The sequence below is a fragment of the Veillonellaceae bacterium genome (genome assembly GCA_025992895.1).
Taxonomy (GTDB): Bacteria; Bacillota; Negativicutes; order Veillonellales; family Dialisteraceae; genus Dialister.
Window position 1 is genome coordinate 2,269,380 of record DAJPGA010000001.1, and the last position, 17,571, is coordinate 2,286,950.

General features: G+C 52.4%; 18 protein-coding genes and 1 other annotated feature. Of the genes, 6 read left to right on the forward strand and 12 right to left on the reverse strand.

Features of this window, described 5'->3' with window-relative positions; all coding sequences use genetic code 11:
- From leuC to OIM03_10300, 4 genes are all read right to left on the reverse strand, one after another.
- A complete protein-coding gene (gene leuC, locus OIM03_10285) occupies nucleotides 1–1,260 on the reverse strand; it encodes a 3-isopropylmalate dehydratase large subunit (protein HJI74633.1) in 1,260 nt (419 codons plus the stop codon).
- 48 nt (nucleotides 1,261–1,308) lie between these two features.
- Nucleotides 1,309–1,517 (reverse strand) — a binding site (T-box leader).
- A 58-nt stretch (nucleotides 1,518–1,575) separates the two neighbouring features.
- Nucleotides 1,576–2,178: a hypothetical protein gene (locus OIM03_10290; GenBank protein ID HJI74634.1), complete on the reverse strand. Its 603-nt coding sequence runs from the start codon at nucleotides 2,176–2,178 to the stop codon at nucleotides 1,576–1,578.
- Nucleotides 2,179–2,281: 103 nt separating this feature from the next.
- Nucleotides 2,282–2,617 (reverse strand): hypothetical protein, encoded by a 336-nt coding sequence (locus tag OIM03_10295; GenBank protein ID HJI74635.1) that lies wholly within the window; start codon nucleotides 2,615–2,617, stop codon nucleotides 2,282–2,284.
- Nucleotides 2,618–2,694: 77 nt separating this feature from the next.
- Nucleotides 2,695–3,771: a PLP-dependent aminotransferase family protein gene (locus OIM03_10300; protein HJI74636.1), complete on the reverse strand. Its 1,077-nt coding sequence runs from the start codon at nucleotides 3,769–3,771 to the stop codon at nucleotides 2,695–2,697.
- A gap of 118 nt (nucleotides 3,772–3,889) precedes the next feature.
- Here OIM03_10300 and OIM03_10305 point away from each other — a divergent pair, with 118 nt between their 5' ends.
- The 3 genes from OIM03_10305 (at nucleotide 3,890) to pdxT (ending at nucleotide 6,018) form a co-directional block, all read left to right on the forward strand.
- The gene (locus OIM03_10305; GenBank protein HJI74637.1) at nucleotides 3,890–4,447 is read left to right on the forward strand and encodes an ECF transporter S component; all 558 of its coding nucleotides are present in this window, start codon (nucleotides 3,890–3,892) and stop codon (nucleotides 4,445–4,447) included.
- Between the two features lie 104 nt (nucleotides 4,448–4,551).
- Complete coding sequence (gene pdxS, locus OIM03_10310) at nucleotides 4,552–5,427, forward strand: pyridoxal 5'-phosphate synthase lyase subunit PdxS (GenBank protein HJI74638.1); 876 nt, start codon at nucleotides 4,552–4,554, stop codon at nucleotides 5,425–5,427.
- A 9-nt stretch (nucleotides 5,428–5,436) separates the two neighbouring features.
- The gene (pdxT, locus tag OIM03_10315; GenBank protein HJI74639.1) at nucleotides 5,437–6,018 is read left to right on the forward strand and encodes a pyridoxal 5'-phosphate synthase glutaminase subunit PdxT; all 582 of its coding nucleotides are present in this window, start codon (nucleotides 5,437–5,439) and stop codon (nucleotides 6,016–6,018) included.
- 326 nt (nucleotides 6,019–6,344) lie between these two features.
- Here pdxT and OIM03_10320 read toward each other — a convergent pair whose 3' ends face one another.
- Together OIM03_10320 and OIM03_10325 are read right to left on the reverse strand one after the other, a co-directional pair.
- The gene (locus OIM03_10320; protein HJI74640.1) at nucleotides 6,345–7,190 is read right to left on the reverse strand and encodes a hypothetical protein; all 846 of its coding nucleotides are present in this window, start codon (nucleotides 7,188–7,190) and stop codon (nucleotides 6,345–6,347) included.
- A complete protein-coding gene (locus OIM03_10325; protein HJI74641.1) occupies nucleotides 7,187–8,110 on the reverse strand; it encodes a hypothetical protein in 924 nt (307 codons plus the stop codon). The genes OIM03_10320 and OIM03_10325 overlap by 4 nt, the downstream gene beginning before the upstream one ends.
- A 375-nt stretch (nucleotides 8,111–8,485) precedes the next feature.
- On the opposite strand from OIM03_10325, the gene OIM03_10330 reads away from it, so the two are divergent.
- Both OIM03_10330 and OIM03_10335 read left to right on the forward strand, forming a co-directional pair.
- A complete protein-coding gene (locus OIM03_10330) occupies nucleotides 8,486–9,184 on the forward strand; it encodes a helix-turn-helix domain-containing protein (protein HJI74642.1) in 699 nt (232 codons plus the stop codon).
- Between the two features lie 29 nt (nucleotides 9,185–9,213).
- Nucleotides 9,214–10,056 (forward strand): IS3 family transposase, encoded by an 843-nt coding sequence (locus tag OIM03_10335; GenBank protein ID HJI74643.1) that lies wholly within the window; start codon nucleotides 9,214–9,216, stop codon nucleotides 10,054–10,056.
- 556 nt (nucleotides 10,057–10,612) lie between these two features.
- Here the strand turns inward: OIM03_10335 and OIM03_10340 are convergent.
- From OIM03_10340 to mltG, 6 genes are all read right to left on the reverse strand, one after another.
- Nucleotides 10,613–12,058 (reverse strand): nicotinate phosphoribosyltransferase, encoded by a 1,446-nt coding sequence (locus tag OIM03_10340; GenBank protein HJI74644.1) that lies wholly within the window; start codon nucleotides 12,056–12,058, stop codon nucleotides 10,613–10,615.
- A gap of 161 nt (nucleotides 12,059–12,219) precedes the next feature.
- Nucleotides 12,220–12,627 (reverse strand): pyridoxamine 5'-phosphate oxidase family protein, encoded by a 408-nt coding sequence (locus tag OIM03_10345; GenBank protein ID HJI74645.1) that lies wholly within the window; start codon nucleotides 12,625–12,627, stop codon nucleotides 12,220–12,222.
- 689 nt (nucleotides 12,628–13,316) lie between these two features.
- Entirely contained in the window at nucleotides 13,317–13,559 is a 243-nt protein-coding gene (locus OIM03_10350; protein ID HJI74646.1) for a DUF4911 domain-containing protein, read from the reverse strand.
- Nucleotides 13,556–14,782, reverse strand: coding sequence for a U32 family peptidase (locus tag OIM03_10355; protein ID HJI74647.1), 1,227 nt, complete (start codon nucleotides 14,780–14,782; stop codon nucleotides 13,556–13,558). Before OIM03_10355 ends, OIM03_10350 begins: the two co-directional genes overlap by 4 nt.
- Before the next feature lie 3 nt (nucleotides 14,783–14,785).
- Nucleotides 14,786–15,394, reverse strand: coding sequence for an O-methyltransferase (locus OIM03_10360; GenBank protein HJI74648.1), 609 nt, complete (start codon nucleotides 15,392–15,394; stop codon nucleotides 14,786–14,788).
- A complete protein-coding gene (mltG, locus tag OIM03_10365; protein HJI74649.1) occupies nucleotides 15,378–16,484 on the reverse strand; it encodes an endolytic transglycosylase MltG in 1,107 nt (368 codons plus the stop codon). The genes OIM03_10360 and mltG overlap by 17 nt, the downstream gene beginning before the upstream one ends.
- 505 nt (nucleotides 16,485–16,989) lie before the next feature.
- On the opposite strand from mltG, the gene OIM03_10370 reads away from it, so the two are divergent.
- Nucleotides 16,990–17,385 carry a dihydrolipoamide acyltransferase gene (locus OIM03_10370; GenBank protein HJI74650.1) on the forward strand — a complete coding sequence of 132 codons (396 nt, stop codon included), beginning with the start codon at nucleotides 16,990–16,992 and terminating at the stop codon, nucleotides 17,383–17,385.
- Nucleotides 17,386–17,571 lie beyond the last annotated feature (186 nt).

Below are 17,571 nucleotides of genomic sequence, written 5' to 3' on the forward strand. Positions count from 1 at the left end.
TTACTTGACCTCCTTCGGCGCCGCGATGCGGCCCATGACTGCGCTGGCTGCCGCTGTCTGCGGTCCTGCCAAGTAAATTTCGGAATCGGTCGGACCCATGCGTCCGATGAAGTTTCTGTTCGTTGTGGAGACGCATTTTTCTCCGGATGCGAGGATGCCCATGTATCCGCCAAGGCACGGCCCGCAGGTCGGTGTGGATACGGCGCAGCCTGCGTCGATGAATGTATCGATGTATCCAGCATGCATGGCGTCTTTGTAAATCTGCGGGGTGGCCGGGATGACGATGCAGCGGACGTCCGGGTGGATCTTGTGGCCTTTGATGATGGATGCGGCGATGGCGAGGTCTTCGAGGCGGCCGTTGGTGCAGGAGCCGATGACGACCTGGTCGATCTTGATTTCTCCGAATGTCCCTACTTCTTTCGCATTCTCAGGGAGGTGCGGGAAGGAAACGACGGGTTTCATGGAGGAGAGGTCGATGGTGACTTCTCTTGCATAGTGGGCATCGGGGTCCGGAGTGACGACGACTTTCGGTCCGTGGTAGCGGCCTTCGATGTAGGCTTCGGTTCTTTCGTCGACGGGGAAAATGCCGTTCTTCGCGCCGGCTTCGATGGCCATGTTCGCAATGGTGAAGCGGTCGGTCATGGAGAGTGTCTTGACGCCCGGGCCTTCGAATTCAAGGGACTGGTAGAGGGCGCCGTCGACGCCGATCATGCCGATGAGTTTCAGTATGACGTCCTTGCCTGTGATGTCGGAGGGCTTTGTGCCAGTCAGTGTCACTTTGATACCATCTGGGACTTTGAACCATGCGCGGCCTGTCGCCATAGCGACGCCAAGGTCGGTGGAGCCGACGCCTGTAGAGAATCCGCCCAGTGCGCCGTAGGTGCAGGTGTGGGAGTCAGCGCCGATGGTGACCATGCCCGGGCCTACGAGGCCTTTTTCAGGAAGGAGGGCATGCTCGATACCGACCCGGCCCTGTTCGAAGTAGTGCGTGATGTGGTGCTCGCGGGCGAAGTCTCTGACGATCTTCGCGAGGCCTGCTGACTTGATGTCTTTGGCCGGCTGGAAATGGTCGGGGACAAGGACGATCTTGTTCTTATCAAAAACGGGGCGTCCGATGCGCTTGAATTCAGCGATCGATGGCGGAGCGGTGATGTCATTGGCCATGACGAGGTCGAGCGAGCAGGTGATCAGATCTCCTGCTTTCACGGAATCCACGCCGGCGTGCGCCGCCAGAATTTTTTGTGTCATTGTCATTCCCATAAGCTTACCTCCTGCAATTCTTTTCCCAATAAAAAAATCCTCCATCTCCAAAGAGACGAAGGATTCGCGGTACCACTCTCATTCATGACCCAAGGGTCATGCACTCAAAACCTGTAACGGCGGATGTCCGGCATAGCCTACTATTTTCAGCCTGCGACTCGGGGACGAGTTCAACGATCGGCCGCTGCCGTTTTCCACTATACAACGGCTCCCTGTGAGCGGCGGGGATGTTTACTATTTCCCGTCAATGTCTTTATCTTATGCCTTGTACTTTAGCACAAGATGAGGAGCGTTGCAAATATTATTTTCAGAAATTTATTCTTCCCTGGTTTCCATGAAATCTTTCAGGTTGTGCTTGTAGAGATGCAGGATGCCATAGAAGTACTGCTGCTTTTTGACGTAGCCTGTATTTTCGAACCAGTCCTTCACGAGCTTTCCTCCGACGAGGACGCTCCCGAAGGGAACGATCAGGGCGACGCAGAGCATGATGATGAACTGGAGGATGTCCATGCGCTTCGGGCTCTTGACGATTTCCGCCAGACGGCATTCGTGCCGGAGGTCTTCCAGGAATTTCTCGTAGTTCTCACGCTCGGAGAGTGCCTTTTCGTTTGCGATAAGGCAGGCATTATGACCGCACCAGCCGTAGCGGATGCCGTATTTCTCGAATTTTGTTTCAATTTTCCCGGGAAGGGCGCGCATCAGGGCTACATTTCCCACGAAAAGGAAATGGGCGTCCTTCGGGAAGAGCCAGTTCTGGATGATCCACTGATCTTCGCTCAATATGATGAGGCGGATGCCGCCGGGCAGCGTTTCTTCCGGGTGCTCCTCCTCTTCATTTCGAATCATCCGCAGCATGCGGTTGGAAAAGGAAGAGTCCGTCCCGGCTGTTACCACGTAGAGTATTTTCTGATTGTCCACGTTTCCTCCACAGTCTTTCAATTCCGGATGGATTTCTTTGCCCCTATCATACCACTAACTACGAATTTTTTCGATGACAAAGATTCACATTAATCGTGCGGGCTTATTCGACGCCGGGGAAGCTGTCGACGAATTCGACTCTGACATCCGGGAAGGAATTGACGATTTCGACGGTGAAATCTTCGCCATAGTCGACGATCTCCCACTCGCCTATGTCGCGCGGGAAGGCATCGACGAGCTTGACGCGGATGTCGGGGAATGAATTGACAACCTTGATCTTGATGTCTCCGAAGTTCCTGACGATTTTCACTTTGCCGGCCAGCTTGATGCCTTTGTAGTACCCGTCCTGGCTGACGGGATTCGAGGCGGATGCTGCCATCGGAAATGCGGCAAGAATCAGGAAAAGTGCGGCAGCGATGATGGCTAAGATTTTTTTCATGATGTCCTCCTTCCGGGAATGTCCCTTTCCTTTATTATACTCTTGGATGGGACAGAATCCGTCATATTTCAAGGGACTTAGAAATAATTTCCGGATTTCTTTCTTCTTCTCCTCCTGACGCGGTTGATATGGCGCTCGAAGTCGCCATTGTCGATGAATTCCGCCAGAACGAGCTGGTCATAGACAGGAACTGTGCAGGAGTAGAAGCCTGCCTTCTTTTCGTAAAGGGCCGTGCAGGACCTGGGAAGGACGAGGTAGCCGGCGCGGATGGAGGGCGCGATCGTCTTGGAGAATGTGTTCATGTAAATGACAAGGCCGTCGGGCGCGAGGGAAAAGAGCGTGTCTTCCGGCTTGGAGAGGAGCGTGAATTCGGAGTCGAAGTCGTCTTCGATAATGTATCCTCCCCTTGCTTTGGCCCAGCGGATGTACTCGGCGCGCTTGGAGGCAGAGACGGTGATGCCGGAAGGAAAGGAATTGAAGGGCGTCACATGAAGGACGGAAGCTTTCGTGCGGGAGAGCTCTCCGGACTCGATGCCGTCTTCTCCCATGGTGAGAAGGTCTGTCCTTGCGCCATTCGCTTCGTAGACTTTGCGGATCTTGTCGTAGGAAGGATTTTCCAGGGCATAGAGGCGGTCTCTTCCAAGGACCTGCACGTTGAGACCGTAAATGTACTCGGCGCCGGAACCGATCAGGATCTGCTCGGGGGAGACGTCCATCCCGCGGCTTCTCGCCAGGTATCTGGAAAGTGCGCCGCGCAGTTCTTCGCAACCGCGGCTTGGCGACGGGTCGAGGATTTTTCTGCCGTAATCGGAAAGGACGGAGCGCATCGTCCTCGCAAAGGCGGAGAAGGGAAAGAGATCCCGTTCCCCTTCGTCCCGGAGCTCTGCCTTGACGGGCGGCGCCGCTTTCCTTTCATGCGGACGGGGCGCGGCATAGGAGGAGTCCTCGCGGTACGTCACGTAGCAGCCGCTTCTTTCCCTTGGCTCGATGTAGCCTTCCTCAGTCAGGAGCGAGAGCGCATGCTCGACGGTGATGATGCTCGTCCCTGTCTGGTCTGCAATGCGCCTCTTGGAGGGAATTTTCGTCCCGTAAGCGTAGACGCCCCTTGTGATCGCATCGCGCAGGTTCACATACAGCTTCATGTAAGCGTTCATTTTCCTTCTTTTTATCCTCTATCTGGTCTTATTTTTAAAATCATTTCTGGTGATTTTCATATACTCAGATTTTTATTATAATCCAAAGCATAAAGAAGTGCAAAAAGGAGTGATTCTCATGAATAACGGACTGACAGCAGCAAAAAGGGCGCCGCGCATCGAATCGAAGCATAATACGCGCTGGCTCACCCTCTGCGGCTTATTCATGGCTATAAACATAGGGCTGTCCTCGTTCGGGCTTCCCGTACCGGGCGGTCATCTCTACCTCAATGATATCGTCATCGTGGCAGCGGCATTGATCTTAGATCCCCTCGGTGCTTTCCTCGTCGGAGGCGTCGGCGCGTTCCTGGGAGATTTCTTCTTCTACCCTCTCCCGATGTTCGTATCGCTTGCGACGCACGGCATCCAGGCCATGGCGATTTCCTACCTCGTCCATAACTACCACGGCGAACATAAAATGCGCCGGGTAATTTTCGCGGTGCTCGTCGGCGCCGTGATCATGGTCGTGGGCTACTCGCTTGGCCGCGCGTATGTCTACAGCACGCCTGCCTATGCATGGATCAAGCTCCCTTATGAAATCCTGCAGGCTCTCTTCGGCGTCATCTGCGGTCCCTTCCTCGTCTGGAAATGGAAACTGGACGACCTCGCCCGCCGTATGATCGACGGAGATTATTAAGTTCACAAAGAAGGCATCACTTTTCCTGCCTTCTTTTAAATTACCCTTTTTTCAGGAAATTTCCCATTTCCTGTACCATTTCCCATTTCGAAAGGAGCATTCTTATGGCAAACGAAAGATATGAACTGAACAAGGAACTCGCGCAGATGCTGAAGGGCGGCGTCATCATGGACGTCACGACCCCTGAGCAGGCAAAGATTGCAGAGGAGGCAGGCGCGGCTGCCGTCATGGCACTCGAACGCATCCCGGCAGATATCCGTGCGGCCGGCGGGGTCTCGCGCATGAGCGACCCGAAGATGATCCGCGGCATTCAGGAGGCCGTCTCCATCCCTGTCATGGCCAAGTGCCGCATCGGCCACTTCGTCGAGGCGCAGATTCTGGAAGCGATTGAAATCGACTACATCGACGAAAGCGAAGTCCTCTCCCCGACAGATGATGTGTACCATATCGACAAGACGAAGTTCAAGGTGCCCTTCGTCTGCGGCGCGAAGGATCTGGGCGAAGCGCTCCGGAGAATCAGCGAAGGCGCTTCCATGATCCGCACCAAGGGCGAACCGGGCACGGGTGACATCATCCAGGCCGTCCGCCACATGAGAAAAATCCAGAAGCAGATCGCTGACACGGCGGCCAGAAGACCGGATGAGCTGTATGAAACAGCGAAGGAACTCCAGGTCCCCTATGATCTTGTCCTCTATGTCCATGACCATAAGAAACTCCCCGTCGTCAACTTTGCTGCCGGCGGCGTGGCCACTCCGGCCGATGCGGCTCTCATGATGCAGCTCGGTGCAGAAGGCGTCTTCGTAGGCTCCGGCATTTTCAAATCCGGCAATCCTGCCAAGAGAGCCGCTGCCATCGTCAAGGCTGTCACGAATTACAATGATCCTGAAATCCTCGCCAAGCTCTCCGAAGACCTGGGCGAAGCCATGGTTGGCATCAATGAAAATGAAATCAAACTCATCATGGCTGAACGCGGCCAGTAAGGAGGAGATATGGCAAGAATAGGAATCCTCGCTCTGCAGGGCGCCTTCATCGAGCATGAAAGAATGCTCCGCGAAATGGGCGCTGACTGCATCGAGATCAGAAATATGAAACAGCTCGCAGAGCCCCTCTCCGGGCTCGTCCTCCCCGGCGGCGAAAGCACCGTCCAGAGAAAACTCCTCATCGAAGAAGGACTTCTTCAGCCGCTGAAGGAAAAAATCCAAAAGGGCATGCCGGTCCTCGCCACCTGCGCCGGCCTCATCCTCCTCGCCAAAGAGATCGAAGGAGGAGACCCCGTCTGCTTCGGCACCCTTCCCGTGACGGTGAGAAGAAACGCCTACGGCAGGCAGCTCGGAAGCTTCATTACGGAAGAAGAATTCAAAGGACTTGGAAAAATAAAGATGAACTTCATCCGCGCCCCCTACGTCGTCTCTGCCTCTCCGGAAACAGAGATTCTGGCAAGAGCGGATGGGAATATCGTGGCCGTCCGCTACAAACACCAGACCGCCCTCGCCTTCCATCCGGAAGTAGGAACGGATGAAAGGATCCATGAGATGTTCTATGAAGAAGTGAAGAGGAGCGGGGAGTTTTAAGAGAGGGATTAAAAGAAGGGATTAAAACCTTAAGAGCAGGATAAAACCGGACAACCTCGCTTCGCTCGTGGTAATCAACCCTATCCTTTTACTTATTAACTTCACCCCTTTCGTCGCCTAACGGCGCCACTTCCCTCCGTCGGAGGCAGCTTCACAAGGAATAAAAAAAAGATTTCAAATTTGATTTGTTTTAGACCTTTTGTACCCCATCCCATACCATACGCCCTTCCCCGTCTGGGAAGGCGAGTATTGGGGCCTGCTCCGGCACCGCCGCCCTTCCCACTAAAAAAGCAGTCCTTTTCGGGCTGCTTTTTTTAGTGCTTTCTTTATTTCTTTTCCTGTTTTGGTTTTGACAGGATGATGTCTAGGCCGGCCTGGTCGAAGATGTCGGTTTCGCTGGCGGGGCCTATGATGAGGAGGTTTCTGTATTTGCCGTCTACGTGGGCAGCGAAGGCTCTGATGTGGAGCGGGATGAGGTAGTTGTCTGCTACGAAGACGGGGTTGATGGATGCGGTGTAGACGTTTTCGTATCCTTTGAGTTTGTGGATCTGTTCTACTTTCGGGATGCGGACGGAGAGGATGCCGTAGGGGATTTCTTCTCCTTCCAGTTTGACGGCGGATGCTGTCTTGAGGAAGACGTCGTTTAAGCCGTACTCGAGGCGCAGGAGGGCTACGTTGTAGGTGTAGAGCTGGCGGATGGCGTCCTGGGAGAGGCTTCCTTTGGCGAAGAATTTGCTGTATTGTTCGTCGGCAAGGTCTCCTTCGTACTGGGCGCCGGTGACGAATGCGGCTGCTGTGATGTCTTTCTTTTTGACGTTGACGACGCCGCTGTAGATGATGTCTTCTTTGGTGAGGTTCGGGAGCGGCGCGTAGGTGATGTTGTTTTTGAGTTTTGCGTCTTTGAAGTAATCGTCGCCTTTGGTTCTCGGGTAGAGTGTGTCGGGAAGGGCAACCTGCGGCTGTGTCTCTTTAACGGCAAGTCTGGCTTCGGCGGCTTTCTTGGCTTCGATGACTGTGTTATCGTCCTTGGGTTTGACGGCGCTGGTATCTGTCTTTTCTTTGATGGTAACGACAGGTTTTGGGGCCGGGGCTGGTGCTGCTTCTGCGGCGCCTCCTCCTATGCCGGTCAGTGCCATGGCGCTAAGGACGATGGCTGTTAAAAGCTTTTTCATTTGCCTGCTTCCTCAAGGGCTTTGTCGAAGAAGGTGTCGAGGTATTTTCCGGATGCCTGGTCGGCTACGAAGACTGTGTAAATGGTGCTTGTGCCGCTTCTTGTGATAATGCCCTTTGCGAATACGGGGATGACGAATCCATCTTTATGGACGAGGGCTTTAACGGAGCCGGTGCGGTAGGAAAGCCCGTTCTTGGAAACTTTGTCTTCCCAGTGGGAGTTTTCAGTGATTTCTACTTTCTTGCCCCATGCGGTCTGCATGCCGTCCAGGACATCGCCGCTGTTTTTGATTTCGTTCTTTTCTTCTTTGGCTTCTTTTTTAGCTTCTTTCTTTGCTTCTGCCTTTACAGCTTTTTCTGTTGCTGCTTTGGTAGCTGCTTCCTTGACGGTTTCACCTTCAGCAGCTGTTTCTTCGGCAGCAGGAGCAGCGTTGTCCACGGTGACTTTATTGTCAGCGGCAGCGGCTGCTGCGGTTTCGGGTTCAAGGACCGGGGATGCTTCTGCCTGGGCAGCGTTCAGTGCGAGGAGAAGTTTGGTCATGTCGTTATCGGAAACGGCGATGGAAAGGACCATGCCCTGATAGTAAGTGTCGTTGGCAGAGGCGCGGACCTGGTATACTTTGGCAGATTTCAGGATGCTGGCAGCAACGGAGGCAAACTGTTTATTGCTGACGGAGTTTTCAGGAAATACATTGCCCTGTGCGAGGATTTCCTGGATGGTGCCTTCGACGTTGCCGGTCAGAAGCCAGTCATGGAACTGTCCGCCGAAGAAGGTTCTTTCTCCGGGAAGGACGCTGATGGAGCTTCCAAGGTCGAGTTTCTGGTCTCCTGCTGTTGTGATGGAGGCAGCGGAAACTGCGGATGCGCCGGATACGAGAATCATTGCCGCAGCGGAAGCGGCGAGCCATTTTTTCAATTTCATGTGATCACCTTTTATAGATAAATGAGTTTCTTCGAATTTCGAGGTATATAGTTTATTATATCATTTTCTAAGGCAGGTGCAAAAAAAGAGAGGCATCAGCAAAATGTGTGATCATTTTGCTGATGCCTCTTTGGGGGGTGGGAGTATTTTTGGAAAAACTTGCGAGCAATTGTAGAGAAGATTAAAACCATACAACCGAGCTGCGCTCGAAGGAAGAAGAAAACCAAACAACCAGCCTACGGCTGAGGAACTACATCTCATCCCCGGTCTCCAACCGGACCTTTGGTATGATTCAACAAGAAAGACAGAATAATATCATAAATATATTAGGAGGTCATTCTTATGCCATGTAAAACCAAAGCGTCCCCGGAGGAAATGTTAGACCAGATTGCTTCATATCTCTATCAGGGTGTTACGATTACCCAGGCAGCTGAAAATCTTCATATGAGCCGCATAACATTCAGGAAATGGGTCCTCCGGTATAAAGAGGAGGGCTTTAAGGGATTGCGGCCCAGGCAGCATTTGTCTTACTACTCCAATCAGATGAAGATCCAGGCCGTAAAGGAATATCTTAAAGGCGGTGTTTCCATGCTTTCCGTCTGTGCCAAATACAGAATTTCCGGCACACTCTCCCTTAAAACATGGATTGAGGCGTATAATGAGCATAAGTTGACAGACCTCGTTTCTGAAGGAGGAGATCTTATGGGCAAACGCCAGCAATCGGTCAAGGAAGAGCGAGTCAGAATCGTTCAGGAGTGCATCGCCAGTGGATGCGATTATAACAAGATAGCCAAGAAGTACAACATGTCCTACCAAACGCTCTACACATGGGTAAAAAAGTTCAAGGAAATGGGCGAAGTTGGTCTTGAGGATTACAGAGGAAAGCCGATCAGGCTCCAAACGCCCCGGACCGAAGAAGAACAGCTGCGTCAGGAGAATGCCAGACTTCTTGAAGAACAGAAGGATCTTATAGCAGAGATTGCCCTGCTAAAAAAAAAGATGGAGATAGAGGAAAGGTTGCGTTCCTCGAAGGATTCAGCCTTACTCACCTTCTCAGAGATTTTAAAGCCATAAAAGAAGTCCATGAAGAAACCAACATCTCCATAGAAAGTCTCTGCCGACTCTCAAAGGTCTCCCGGGCAGCTTATTACGGATGGCTGAATCATATTAAGAGCGGCCGTGAACTGCTGAGAGAAAAGGTCGCACAGGAGGTCATGAAAACCCATCAGGAATATCCGGATATGGGATACCGCCGGATTAACGATTGGATCAAGAAGGATGACAACATCAATATAAATGTAAGCGACAGTCTGGTTCTTCGTATCATGCGGATACTTAATATTAAGTCCGTGATCAAGTACAAGACCGATGGTTGCACTCGTAACGCAAAGGATCCAAAGTACATTTTTGAAAACCTGCTGAACCGTGACTTTGATGCCGGCGTGTCCAATGCAAGATGGATGACGGATGTCACTGAATTCAAGTACACAACTGCTGATGGAGTTTTGCACAAGTTATATTTAAGCGCGATTATTGACGGCCATGATCGCCGGATTGTCTCTTATGTCATCGGCGACAGGAACAATACTGCACTGGCTTTTGAGACAATGGAAAAGGCACTTAAAGAGAATCCTGGAGAACATCCAATGATTCATACCGACCGCGGATTCCAGTATACAAGCAACGGATTCCATAAGATTGTTGAAAAAGCAGGACTGGTTCACAGCATGTCCCGTGTAGGCTGCTGTGCAGACAACGGTCTGATGGAAGGGTTCTGGGGAATGCTGAAGCGCGAACGTTACTACACACGTAAATTCACCAGCCGTAAAGCAGTGGTAAGCATGATCAACGGCTACATCTACTTCTACAACAACAAACGCATTCAGCGCAAATTACATCTTTTAGCTCCAATGGAAGTATTCAACGCAGCTCCAATGGCTGCATGATTAAGATTAAAGTACGATTAGATTTTTTATGATATTTATTTGTCTGTATTAACAAATCCGCACCACCTTCTCCTTTCGGAGCAAGGTTAACACCCTTAAACCAAGGCTTCGCCTTGAGGAACACCATACAACCGCAGCAAGCTGCGTGGTAATCAACCCTATCCACCGCAAAGCGGTCCCCCTTCCCCGTCTGGGAAGGTCAACACCCTGAGCGATGATGCTTCGCCTTCTTAGAAACTGCACCCCTTTCGCCCTTCGGGCACTTCCCTCCGTTGGGGGCAGCTTGCGATGTGAAAAGAAAGAGCTCAAATCAAATTTGTCTTGAACTTATATAGGTCCCCCTTCCCCGTCTGGGAAGGTCAACACCCTTAAACCGAACTTCGTTCGATGAAAAACCATACAACCTCGCTGCGCTCGTGGTAATAAACCCCTTTCGGCGCGTGCGCGCCACTTTCCCCTAACGGGGACAGCTAAACCTCGCTTCGCTCGAGGAAATGCTGTATCCGTTTACACCTTCCCTTCCAGGGCAAGGTCAAGACCGGCCTTCGGCCCTCTTTTATCTGTTTTTGAGGTCGTCTTCGATGATCTGGGTTTTTAGGGCCTGGAGTTTGTCGGAGAGGTTGACTTCCATGATGTTCGGGTTCATGAGGCGTTTGTATTCCGGCCAGAGGGTTTCCGTTTGTTCGTTGGCATAGGCGATGGTTTCTTTGAGGGTCGGGAGTGTTTCGGCTTCTCCGTTTCTCATGACTGGCTTGAGCATTTCTTCGCAGGTGTACTTGCCTGCTTTGAGGTATTTCTTTCTCCATTTAGCAGATTCGGTAACGAGGGTGAAGTCTCCGCCGTCCGGTTTTGCTTCGTTTTCGAGGCAGATGAGGTCGGTGATCATTTTGCCGTTGTCTTTTCTGTAGAAGCGGCGGACTGTCTTGATGCCCGGGTTTGTCATCTTGGAGACGTCGTTGGAGATTTTCATGACGGGTTCGAAGGTGTCGCCCTGTTCCCTGGCGCTCATCTTGAAGACGCCGCCGAGGGCGGATGTGCCGTCGGCTGTGATGATCTTGGTGCCTACGCCCCAGCTGGTGACGGTGCAGCCCTGTTCTTTGAGGGACTGAATGAGGTATTCGTCAAGGTCGTTGGAGCCGGAGATGATGGCGTCGGGGAAGCCGGCTTCTGTGAACATGCGGGTGGCTTCGCGGGAGAGGTAGCCGAGGTCGCCGCTGTCGATGCGGATGCCGTATTTCTTCGGGAGCTGGCCTTTGGCTTTGAGTTCTTTGAAGACCTGGATAGCATGCGGCACGCCCAGTTCGAGGACGTTGTAGGTGTCGGCGAGAAGAATGAGGTTGTCATGGTACTGACGGACGTATTCTTCGAAGGCTTCGAGTTCGGTGTCGAAGCTCATGATCCAGCTGTGCGCCATGGTGCCGAGTACGGGGATGCCGAAGAGGCGGCCGGCTTCTACGTTGGATGTGCCGTTGAAGCCGCCGATCATGGCAGCGCGTGCGCCCCAGAGTCCTGCGGAATGGCCCTGTGCGCGGCGGAGACCGAATTCCATGAGTGCGTCTTTCGGTGCAACGGTGCGGACGCGGCGTGCTTTGGTGGCGATGAGGCTTTCATGGTTCATGATCATGGAAAGTCCTGTTTCTATCAGCATGGCTTCGGTGGTCGTGCCATGGAAGCGGAGAAGGATTTCTCCCGGGAATGCGACGGTGCCTTCCGGCATGGCATAGATGTCGCCCTGGAAGCGGAAGTCTTTCAGATAGTCGAGGAATTCCGGATAGAAGATGCCAAGGCTTCTCAAGTACTCGATGTCTTCCGCATCGTAACGGAAGTTCTTCACGAAGTCGACAAGGTGCTGAATGCCGGCCACGACTGTGTATCCGCCGTCGAATGGGTTCTTTCTGTAAAAGCGGTCAAAGACGACTTTTCTTTCGTGCATGCCTTTCTTGAAAAGCGCATTTGCCATTGTCAACTGATAAAGGTCCGTAATAAGCCCGTTTGAAGCCATTTTATCCTCCTCCGAAATTAATTACAGGTAAATATTGATTGTATCTTTAGTTGAAGATTATACCACTTTCAGCATGAATCGTATACAAAAAAGGAGAAAGTGCATAAATTGCAAACTTTTCTCCTTCTTCTTTTCATTTAGGCAATACTTTTATTGTTTACTTATAGTACGCATTCTTTGACGTTCCCGTCGACGGATGTCACTTTCACGCGGGCGCTGTCGAGGCGGAACACGGTCATCTGGCACTGCAGGAGCGCTTCGGGATCCTGTATGCTGTCACGATAGGATTTCACGACGGCCTGGTGCACGCACTCGCGCTGGTCTTCATTGAACCTGCCGATGACGGAAATCCAGGATTTGTCCGGGTGCGTCGCGCAGATTTCCATCTGCGGATCGGCTTTCAGGCGTTTGTATAGTGGTGAATCCTTCGCTGTGAAGATGCAGAGTTTCCCTTCGTAAAGGTAAATGCCATTCAAGGGGCGCACGCGCGGCTGCCGTGCGTCTTCCGTGGCGATGTAAAAGACGCCGCATTCACGCAGGTATTCGCGTACTTTTGCGCTGTTTTCCATATTCATTCCCCCATTCGCGGATAAGCATCCGCTTTTCTGTCCGCAGCCTCTTTCCGCGGACCTTATTTCGATTTGTTCTGGTTATATTGTACTCCCTTTCATGGAAATTGTCTGTATGGCGGAGCGGATTGGGGTTATTGAAAACATTTTGAGGAATAGTAAGGGGATTTGGGGAGGGGTAGGATGATAAAACCGTAAAGCTGGGGAAAACCATACAACAAGAGGAAACAATACAACCAGCCTGCGGCTGAGGAAAAGCAATGAACCCCTTTCGTCGCCTAACGGCGCCACTTTCCCCTAACGGGGACAGCTTTTACCGGTTGGCTTGTTTTCCGTTTGCGAAGCAAGGAAATGGTGTTGACCTTCCCAGACGGGGAAGGTGGCCGGCCCAATTTCTGATGCCGGACGGATAGGGTTGATTATTCATTGGGCTTTAACATATGAAAAGGTTCCAACGAGCAGAGCGAGGTTGGCTTGTTTTCCGATTCGCCATACTTGGCGGTTGTAAAGGTGTGATAAGAAAGCGCCTTAAACCAGTCTCCGATTGAGGAAATGCAACTCATCCACCGCAAGTGGTCCCCCTTCCCTTCCAGGGCAAGGTCAAAGGCGTACCTTGGCCTTTTTACGGCGCGCCTCTCCATTCAAAAAGCCAGGTTCCGTTTGGGGAATCTGGCTTTTTGCTATCTTTTTTATTCTTTTGGCAGTGCGCTTTGTCTGTCCGGGAGGATGGTGACTTTGGCATCTAGGTGGGTCAGGATGTCTATGACCATGTCTCTGGTGTCGGCTGTGGAGTTGATGCGGCAGGTGGCTCTCTTGGGATCGAGTGTGGTGAGGATGCCGAGGTACTCGTAGCCTTCTATGATGCGGTTGATGTAGTTGACGTCGCTTGGGTCTATTTCTATGTAGACGGCTGTGTCTTCGAGGTCTTTCATTTTGCGCGCCTCCTGAGGATGGTGTATGGCAGGAGCGGGGCATCGGTTGTCAGGGTGAGTTCTTCGAGCGGATGCGGGGCTTTGTCTACGGTTTCGCCTTCGCCGTTGACGAGGGATCCTACGGTCATCTGGCCTACGTCGCCTTTCGGTGTGAGGTATTCGAGGACTTCGCCGACTTTGAAGTGGTTTCTCTGCTGTACTTTGAAGGTTTTTCCTTCTTCTTTTGTTTCAAGAATGAGTCCTACGAAGTCATAGGGCTGTTCGGGCTGGGAGTGGTCGTATTCCTGGGCGGTGTTGTCCGGGTTCTGGAATGCGAAGGCAGTGGTGTACGGGCGGTGGGAGACTTTTTCGAGTTCTTCTCTCCATTCGGGGCGTACTTTGTAGTTTTCACGTTCTTCGTAGTAGGCGTCGATGGCTTTTCTGTAAGCGGCTACGACGGCTGCTACGTAGTAGACGGATTTCATGCGGCCTTCGATTTTAAGGGAGGAGGCGCCGCCTTCGATGAGGTCTTTGATGTTGTCGACCATGCAGAGGTCTTTGCTGTTGAATACGTAGGTGCCGTGTTCGTCTTCTTCGACGGGCCAGTACTGTCCCGGTCTGGATTCTTCGACGACGCTGTATTTGAAGCGGCATGCCTGGATGCATTCGCCTTTGTTGGACTGGCGGCGTCCGTTGGTGAAGAAGTTGGAGAGGAGGCAGCGGCCGGACCAGGAGATGCAGAGGGCACCGTGCCCGAAGACTTCGAGCTCAATGTCGACGCGGCGGCGGATTTCTGCCATTTCTTTCAGGGATACTTCGCGGGCAAGGACGACGCGGGATGCGCCCATGTCTTTCCATGCTTTGACGGTGCGCCAGTTGGCGGAGCTTGCCTGTGTGGAAACGTGGATGGGCAGGTTCGGTGCGACTTCGCGGCAGAGCTGGAATACGCCGAGGTCGGAGATGAGGGCTGCGTCTACGTGGATTTCCTCCAGGTACTTCAGGTAGCTGTCAAGGCCGACGAGGTCTTCGTTTCTCGGGATGATATTCACGGTGACGTAGACTTTGCGTCCCATGGAGTGTGCGTATTCGACGGCTTCTTTCATTTCTTCAGGGGAGAAGTTGCCGCCGTAAGCGCGCAGTCCGAAGACTTTGCCCGCCAGATAGACGGCATCGGCTCCGTAAAGAAGGGCCATTTTCATTTTTTCCATTGTTCCCGCCGGTGCGAGAAGTTCCATTTTTTTCATCGTTTACCTCTTTATATCTTTCGGTGAGGAAACGGCCAGGCCGTCTCCCTCTTCATAAATGACTGTATTGTATTTTTCCTCTACATAGGAAATGTATTCCCTAAGGCGCATGACGAGTGTCCTGTAGCGGTGCGCTACTGGCTCGCTGCTTCTGACGAGGCCCCGGAAGAGGACGTTGTCGGCGCAGATCACGGCGCGCGGGGAAAGTTTCGGCTCGATTTCCAGAAGTTCCCTCAGGTACTGGCCTTTGGGGCCGTCGAGGTAGAGGAAATCGTAAGTGCCGGATAATGTTTTCAGGATGTCCGCGGCATCGCCCAGGTGGCAGTGGACGCGGTCTTCCATACCCGCTTCTTGCATGGCGGAAACGGCAATTTTATGTCTTTCGGGATCGACTTCGATGGTGTCGATTTCGGACGAAGGAAACCGCTCTGCCAGAAGGAGCGCAGAGTATCCGATCGCTGTTCCTATTTCCAGGATGCGCCCGGGCATGACGGGACGGGCGGCCTCAAGAAGAAGGTCTCTTTCCGCAGCGCGTATGATGGGCACATTGTCTCTTTCAGCGATGGTCTCCAGTTTCTTTTTGATGGATGCGGTATCAGGAGCTTGATCCATAGATGGTCTCCGTTTCTGCCCGGTGCTCGTCGTATGTCTTGGTGAAGACGTGGTGTCCGTCTTCTTTGGCGACGTAGTACAGGTACTCGCCCGGCTGGGCTTTCAGTACGGCACGGATGGCTTCCATGCCCGGGCTTCCGATCGGTCCGGGCGGCAGGCCCGGATGGATGTAGGTATTGTATGGGGAGTCGATCTTCGTATCGGCGACGGTGAGTTCTTCTTTCTGCGCACCAAGGGCGTACTGGACGGTCGCGTCGATCTGGAGCGGCATGCCGACTTCCAGGCGTTTCAGGATGACGGATGCGATCGGCACCTGGTCTTCCTTGAACTTCGCTTCGCGTTCGACCATGGATGCGATGGTGATGAGGTCATGGAGCGTCATGTGCTTTGCTTCGGCTTCCCTGCGGATTTCCGGCGTTAGCATTTCATTGGTTCTCTTGTACATGACGTCACAGATCTGCCGAGCAGTATAGTCGAGCGGGAAGCTGTATGTATCCGCGAAAAGGAAACCTTCGCCTTTGACAGGCGCGGCGACCGGGCCGTACATGTACGGAAGCGGGCCGTAGGTCGATGCTTCCTTCACGAAATCCGGAGCGCCGGCGATGCCAGACTTGGCAAAGATCTCGCCCATCTGACGGACGGTGCTGCCTTCCGGAATCGTGACGGTCACGGTATCTGCCTTGCCGCTCTTGAGTTCCTGGGCAGCCTCACGGATGGAGAGGCCCTGATGCATCGAGTAGACGCCGCTCTGAAGCTTCGTTCCGTCGCCGAAAATGCGCATGTAGAAGCGGAACATCTCACTGCTCTTGATGACGCCCTTCTTCTCGAGCATGTCCGCAATGTATGTCCCTGTCGCTTCTTTTGGCACGCTGATGGTGACCTTGCCGGAAAGCGAAGGCCTGTCGACAGCATAGAAATAGAACCCGCCCGCGAGAATCAGGAGCGCGAAGAGTCCGCAGCCAAGAGCTGCCATCTGCTTCTGCGTGAGATGCCTGATCCGGTCAACGGGACTTTCCTTTTCCGGTGAAGAAATTTCGGGAGCTTTTACTTCCGGCTTGTTCTCTCCGGCATTTGTCTTTTTATCGTCCAAATTGCACCTCAAAAGAGTACACTCACTTCCGCCGAGATCCCCCGACTCTCCGAAAGTAAAATTCAAAAATGAGACGCTTATATTATATCATATGAATGAAAATTCCCTGTTTTTCTTCGCAAAGCCCCTGTTTTCCGCCTATTTCCCTACCGAGCAAAGCCTGAAGAATCGCGAAAGATAGAAGGAAATCCTCTGCTCTCCCCTCGCTGGATTTCCTTTCCTTTTATTACTACGCCGCCGTGCGTGTCATGTTTTCTTTATATGTATATTAATATATTCTATTATATATACTGGTTGACATTCAGCCTTTAGGAAATATAATAGGAGTACATGAAGGACGAACTTCAGGATTTCCCAGAGGGGAATTAGCCTCCTCGTGGCCTGCGGTTGGTCCAATGGGACAGTGATGGGATGAGCAATCATTCTGTCACTGTTTTTATTTTCCCCATATAGCCTTCAGGCATTACCAATGGTACAATGGCTTTGACTGAAAAAGGAGGAAATCATGGAAATCAAAGAAGGAATGACAGGGAAAGCGGTCCTCACGGTGGATACGCCTCATACAGCGCGCGTGATGAAGAGCGGCTCGCTCGATGTCCTCGCTACGCCGATTCTCTCGGCGCTTATGGAAGAAGCTGCCTGCGCCGCCATCGCAGAAGCTCTGGATGAAGGGATGACGACGGTCGGAGGTTCCATCTCCCTCGTCCACAAAGCCCCCACCCTTCCTGGCGATACCGTCACGGCAACGGCTGTGGTGACTGGCGTGAAGGGAAAGAAGATCACATTCACCATCCGGGCAGAAGACTCTGCCGGTGAAGTGGGCACGGCAGACCACACACGATTCATGGTCGAAGCCGATCCTTTCATGGACAATGCAGGGAAGAGAAAGAATAAGGAATAAGGAATAAGGAAAAAAAGCCAGCTGGAATGTGGAAGCATTCGGGCTGGCTCTTTTTGTGGGGGATTAAAACCGAAAGGATGCTTCACCTTTTTAGAAAATGAACCCCTTTCGGCGCAAAAGGAAATGCTTTACTTAAAATTCACCTCTTTCGGCCCGTACAAAACGATTGAGCCAGTATCGATATTA

What these genes read in the sequence shown, in the direction of transcription:
- pdxS (HJI74638.1), top strand. Translation starts at nt 4,552, where the DNA reads ATGGCAAACGAAAGATATGAACTGAACAAGGAACTCGCGCAGATGCTG.
- OIM03_10320 (HJI74640.1), bottom strand. Translation starts at nt 7,190, where the DNA reads ATGAAAAAGCTTTTAACAGCCATCGTCCTTAGCGCCATGGCACTGACC.
- pdxT (HJI74639.1), top strand. Translation starts at nt 5,437, where the DNA reads ATGGCAAGAATAGGAATCCTCGCTCTGCAGGGCGCCTTCATCGAGCAT.
- OIM03_10325 (HJI74641.1), bottom strand. Translation starts at nt 8,110, where the DNA reads ATGAAATTGAAAAAATGGCTCGCCGCTTCCGCTGCGGCAATGATTCTC.
- OIM03_10340 (HJI74644.1), bottom strand. Translation starts at nt 12,058, where the DNA reads ATGGCTTCAAACGGGCTTATTACGGACCTTTATCAGTTGACAATGGCA.
- OIM03_10360 (HJI74648.1), bottom strand. Translation starts at nt 15,394, where the DNA reads ATGGATCAAGCTCCTGATACCGCATCCATCAAAAAGAAACTGGAGACC.
- leuC (HJI74633.1), bottom strand. Translation starts at nt 1,260, where the DNA reads ATGGGAATGACAATGACACAAAAAATTCTGGCGGCGCACGCCGGCGTG.
- OIM03_10305 (HJI74637.1), top strand. Translation starts at nt 3,890, where the DNA reads ATGAATAACGGACTGACAGCAGCAAAAAGGGCGCCGCGCATCGAATCG.
- OIM03_10330 (HJI74642.1), top strand. Translation starts at nt 8,486, where the DNA reads ATGTTAGACCAGATTGCTTCATATCTCTATCAGGGTGTTACGATTACC.
- OIM03_10295 (HJI74635.1), bottom strand. Translation starts at nt 2,617, where the DNA reads ATGAAAAAAATCTTAGCCATCATCGCTGCCGCACTTTTCCTGATTCTT.
- OIM03_10350 (HJI74646.1), bottom strand. Translation starts at nt 13,559, where the DNA reads ATGAAAGACCTCGAAGACACAGCCGTCTACATAGAAATAGACCCAAGC.
- OIM03_10370 (HJI74650.1), top strand. Translation starts at nt 16,990, where the DNA reads ATGGAAATCAAAGAAGGAATGACAGGGAAAGCGGTCCTCACGGTGGAT.
- OIM03_10355 (HJI74647.1), bottom strand. Translation starts at nt 14,782, where the DNA reads ATGAAAAAAATGGAACTTCTCGCACCGGCGGGAACAATGGAAAAAATG.
- OIM03_10300 (HJI74636.1), bottom strand. Translation starts at nt 3,771, where the DNA reads ATGAACGCTTACATGAAGCTGTATGTGAACCTGCGCGATGCGATCACA.
- OIM03_10345 (HJI74645.1), bottom strand. Translation starts at nt 12,627, where the DNA reads ATGGAAAACAGCGCAAAAGTACGCGAATACCTGCGTGAATGCGGCGTC.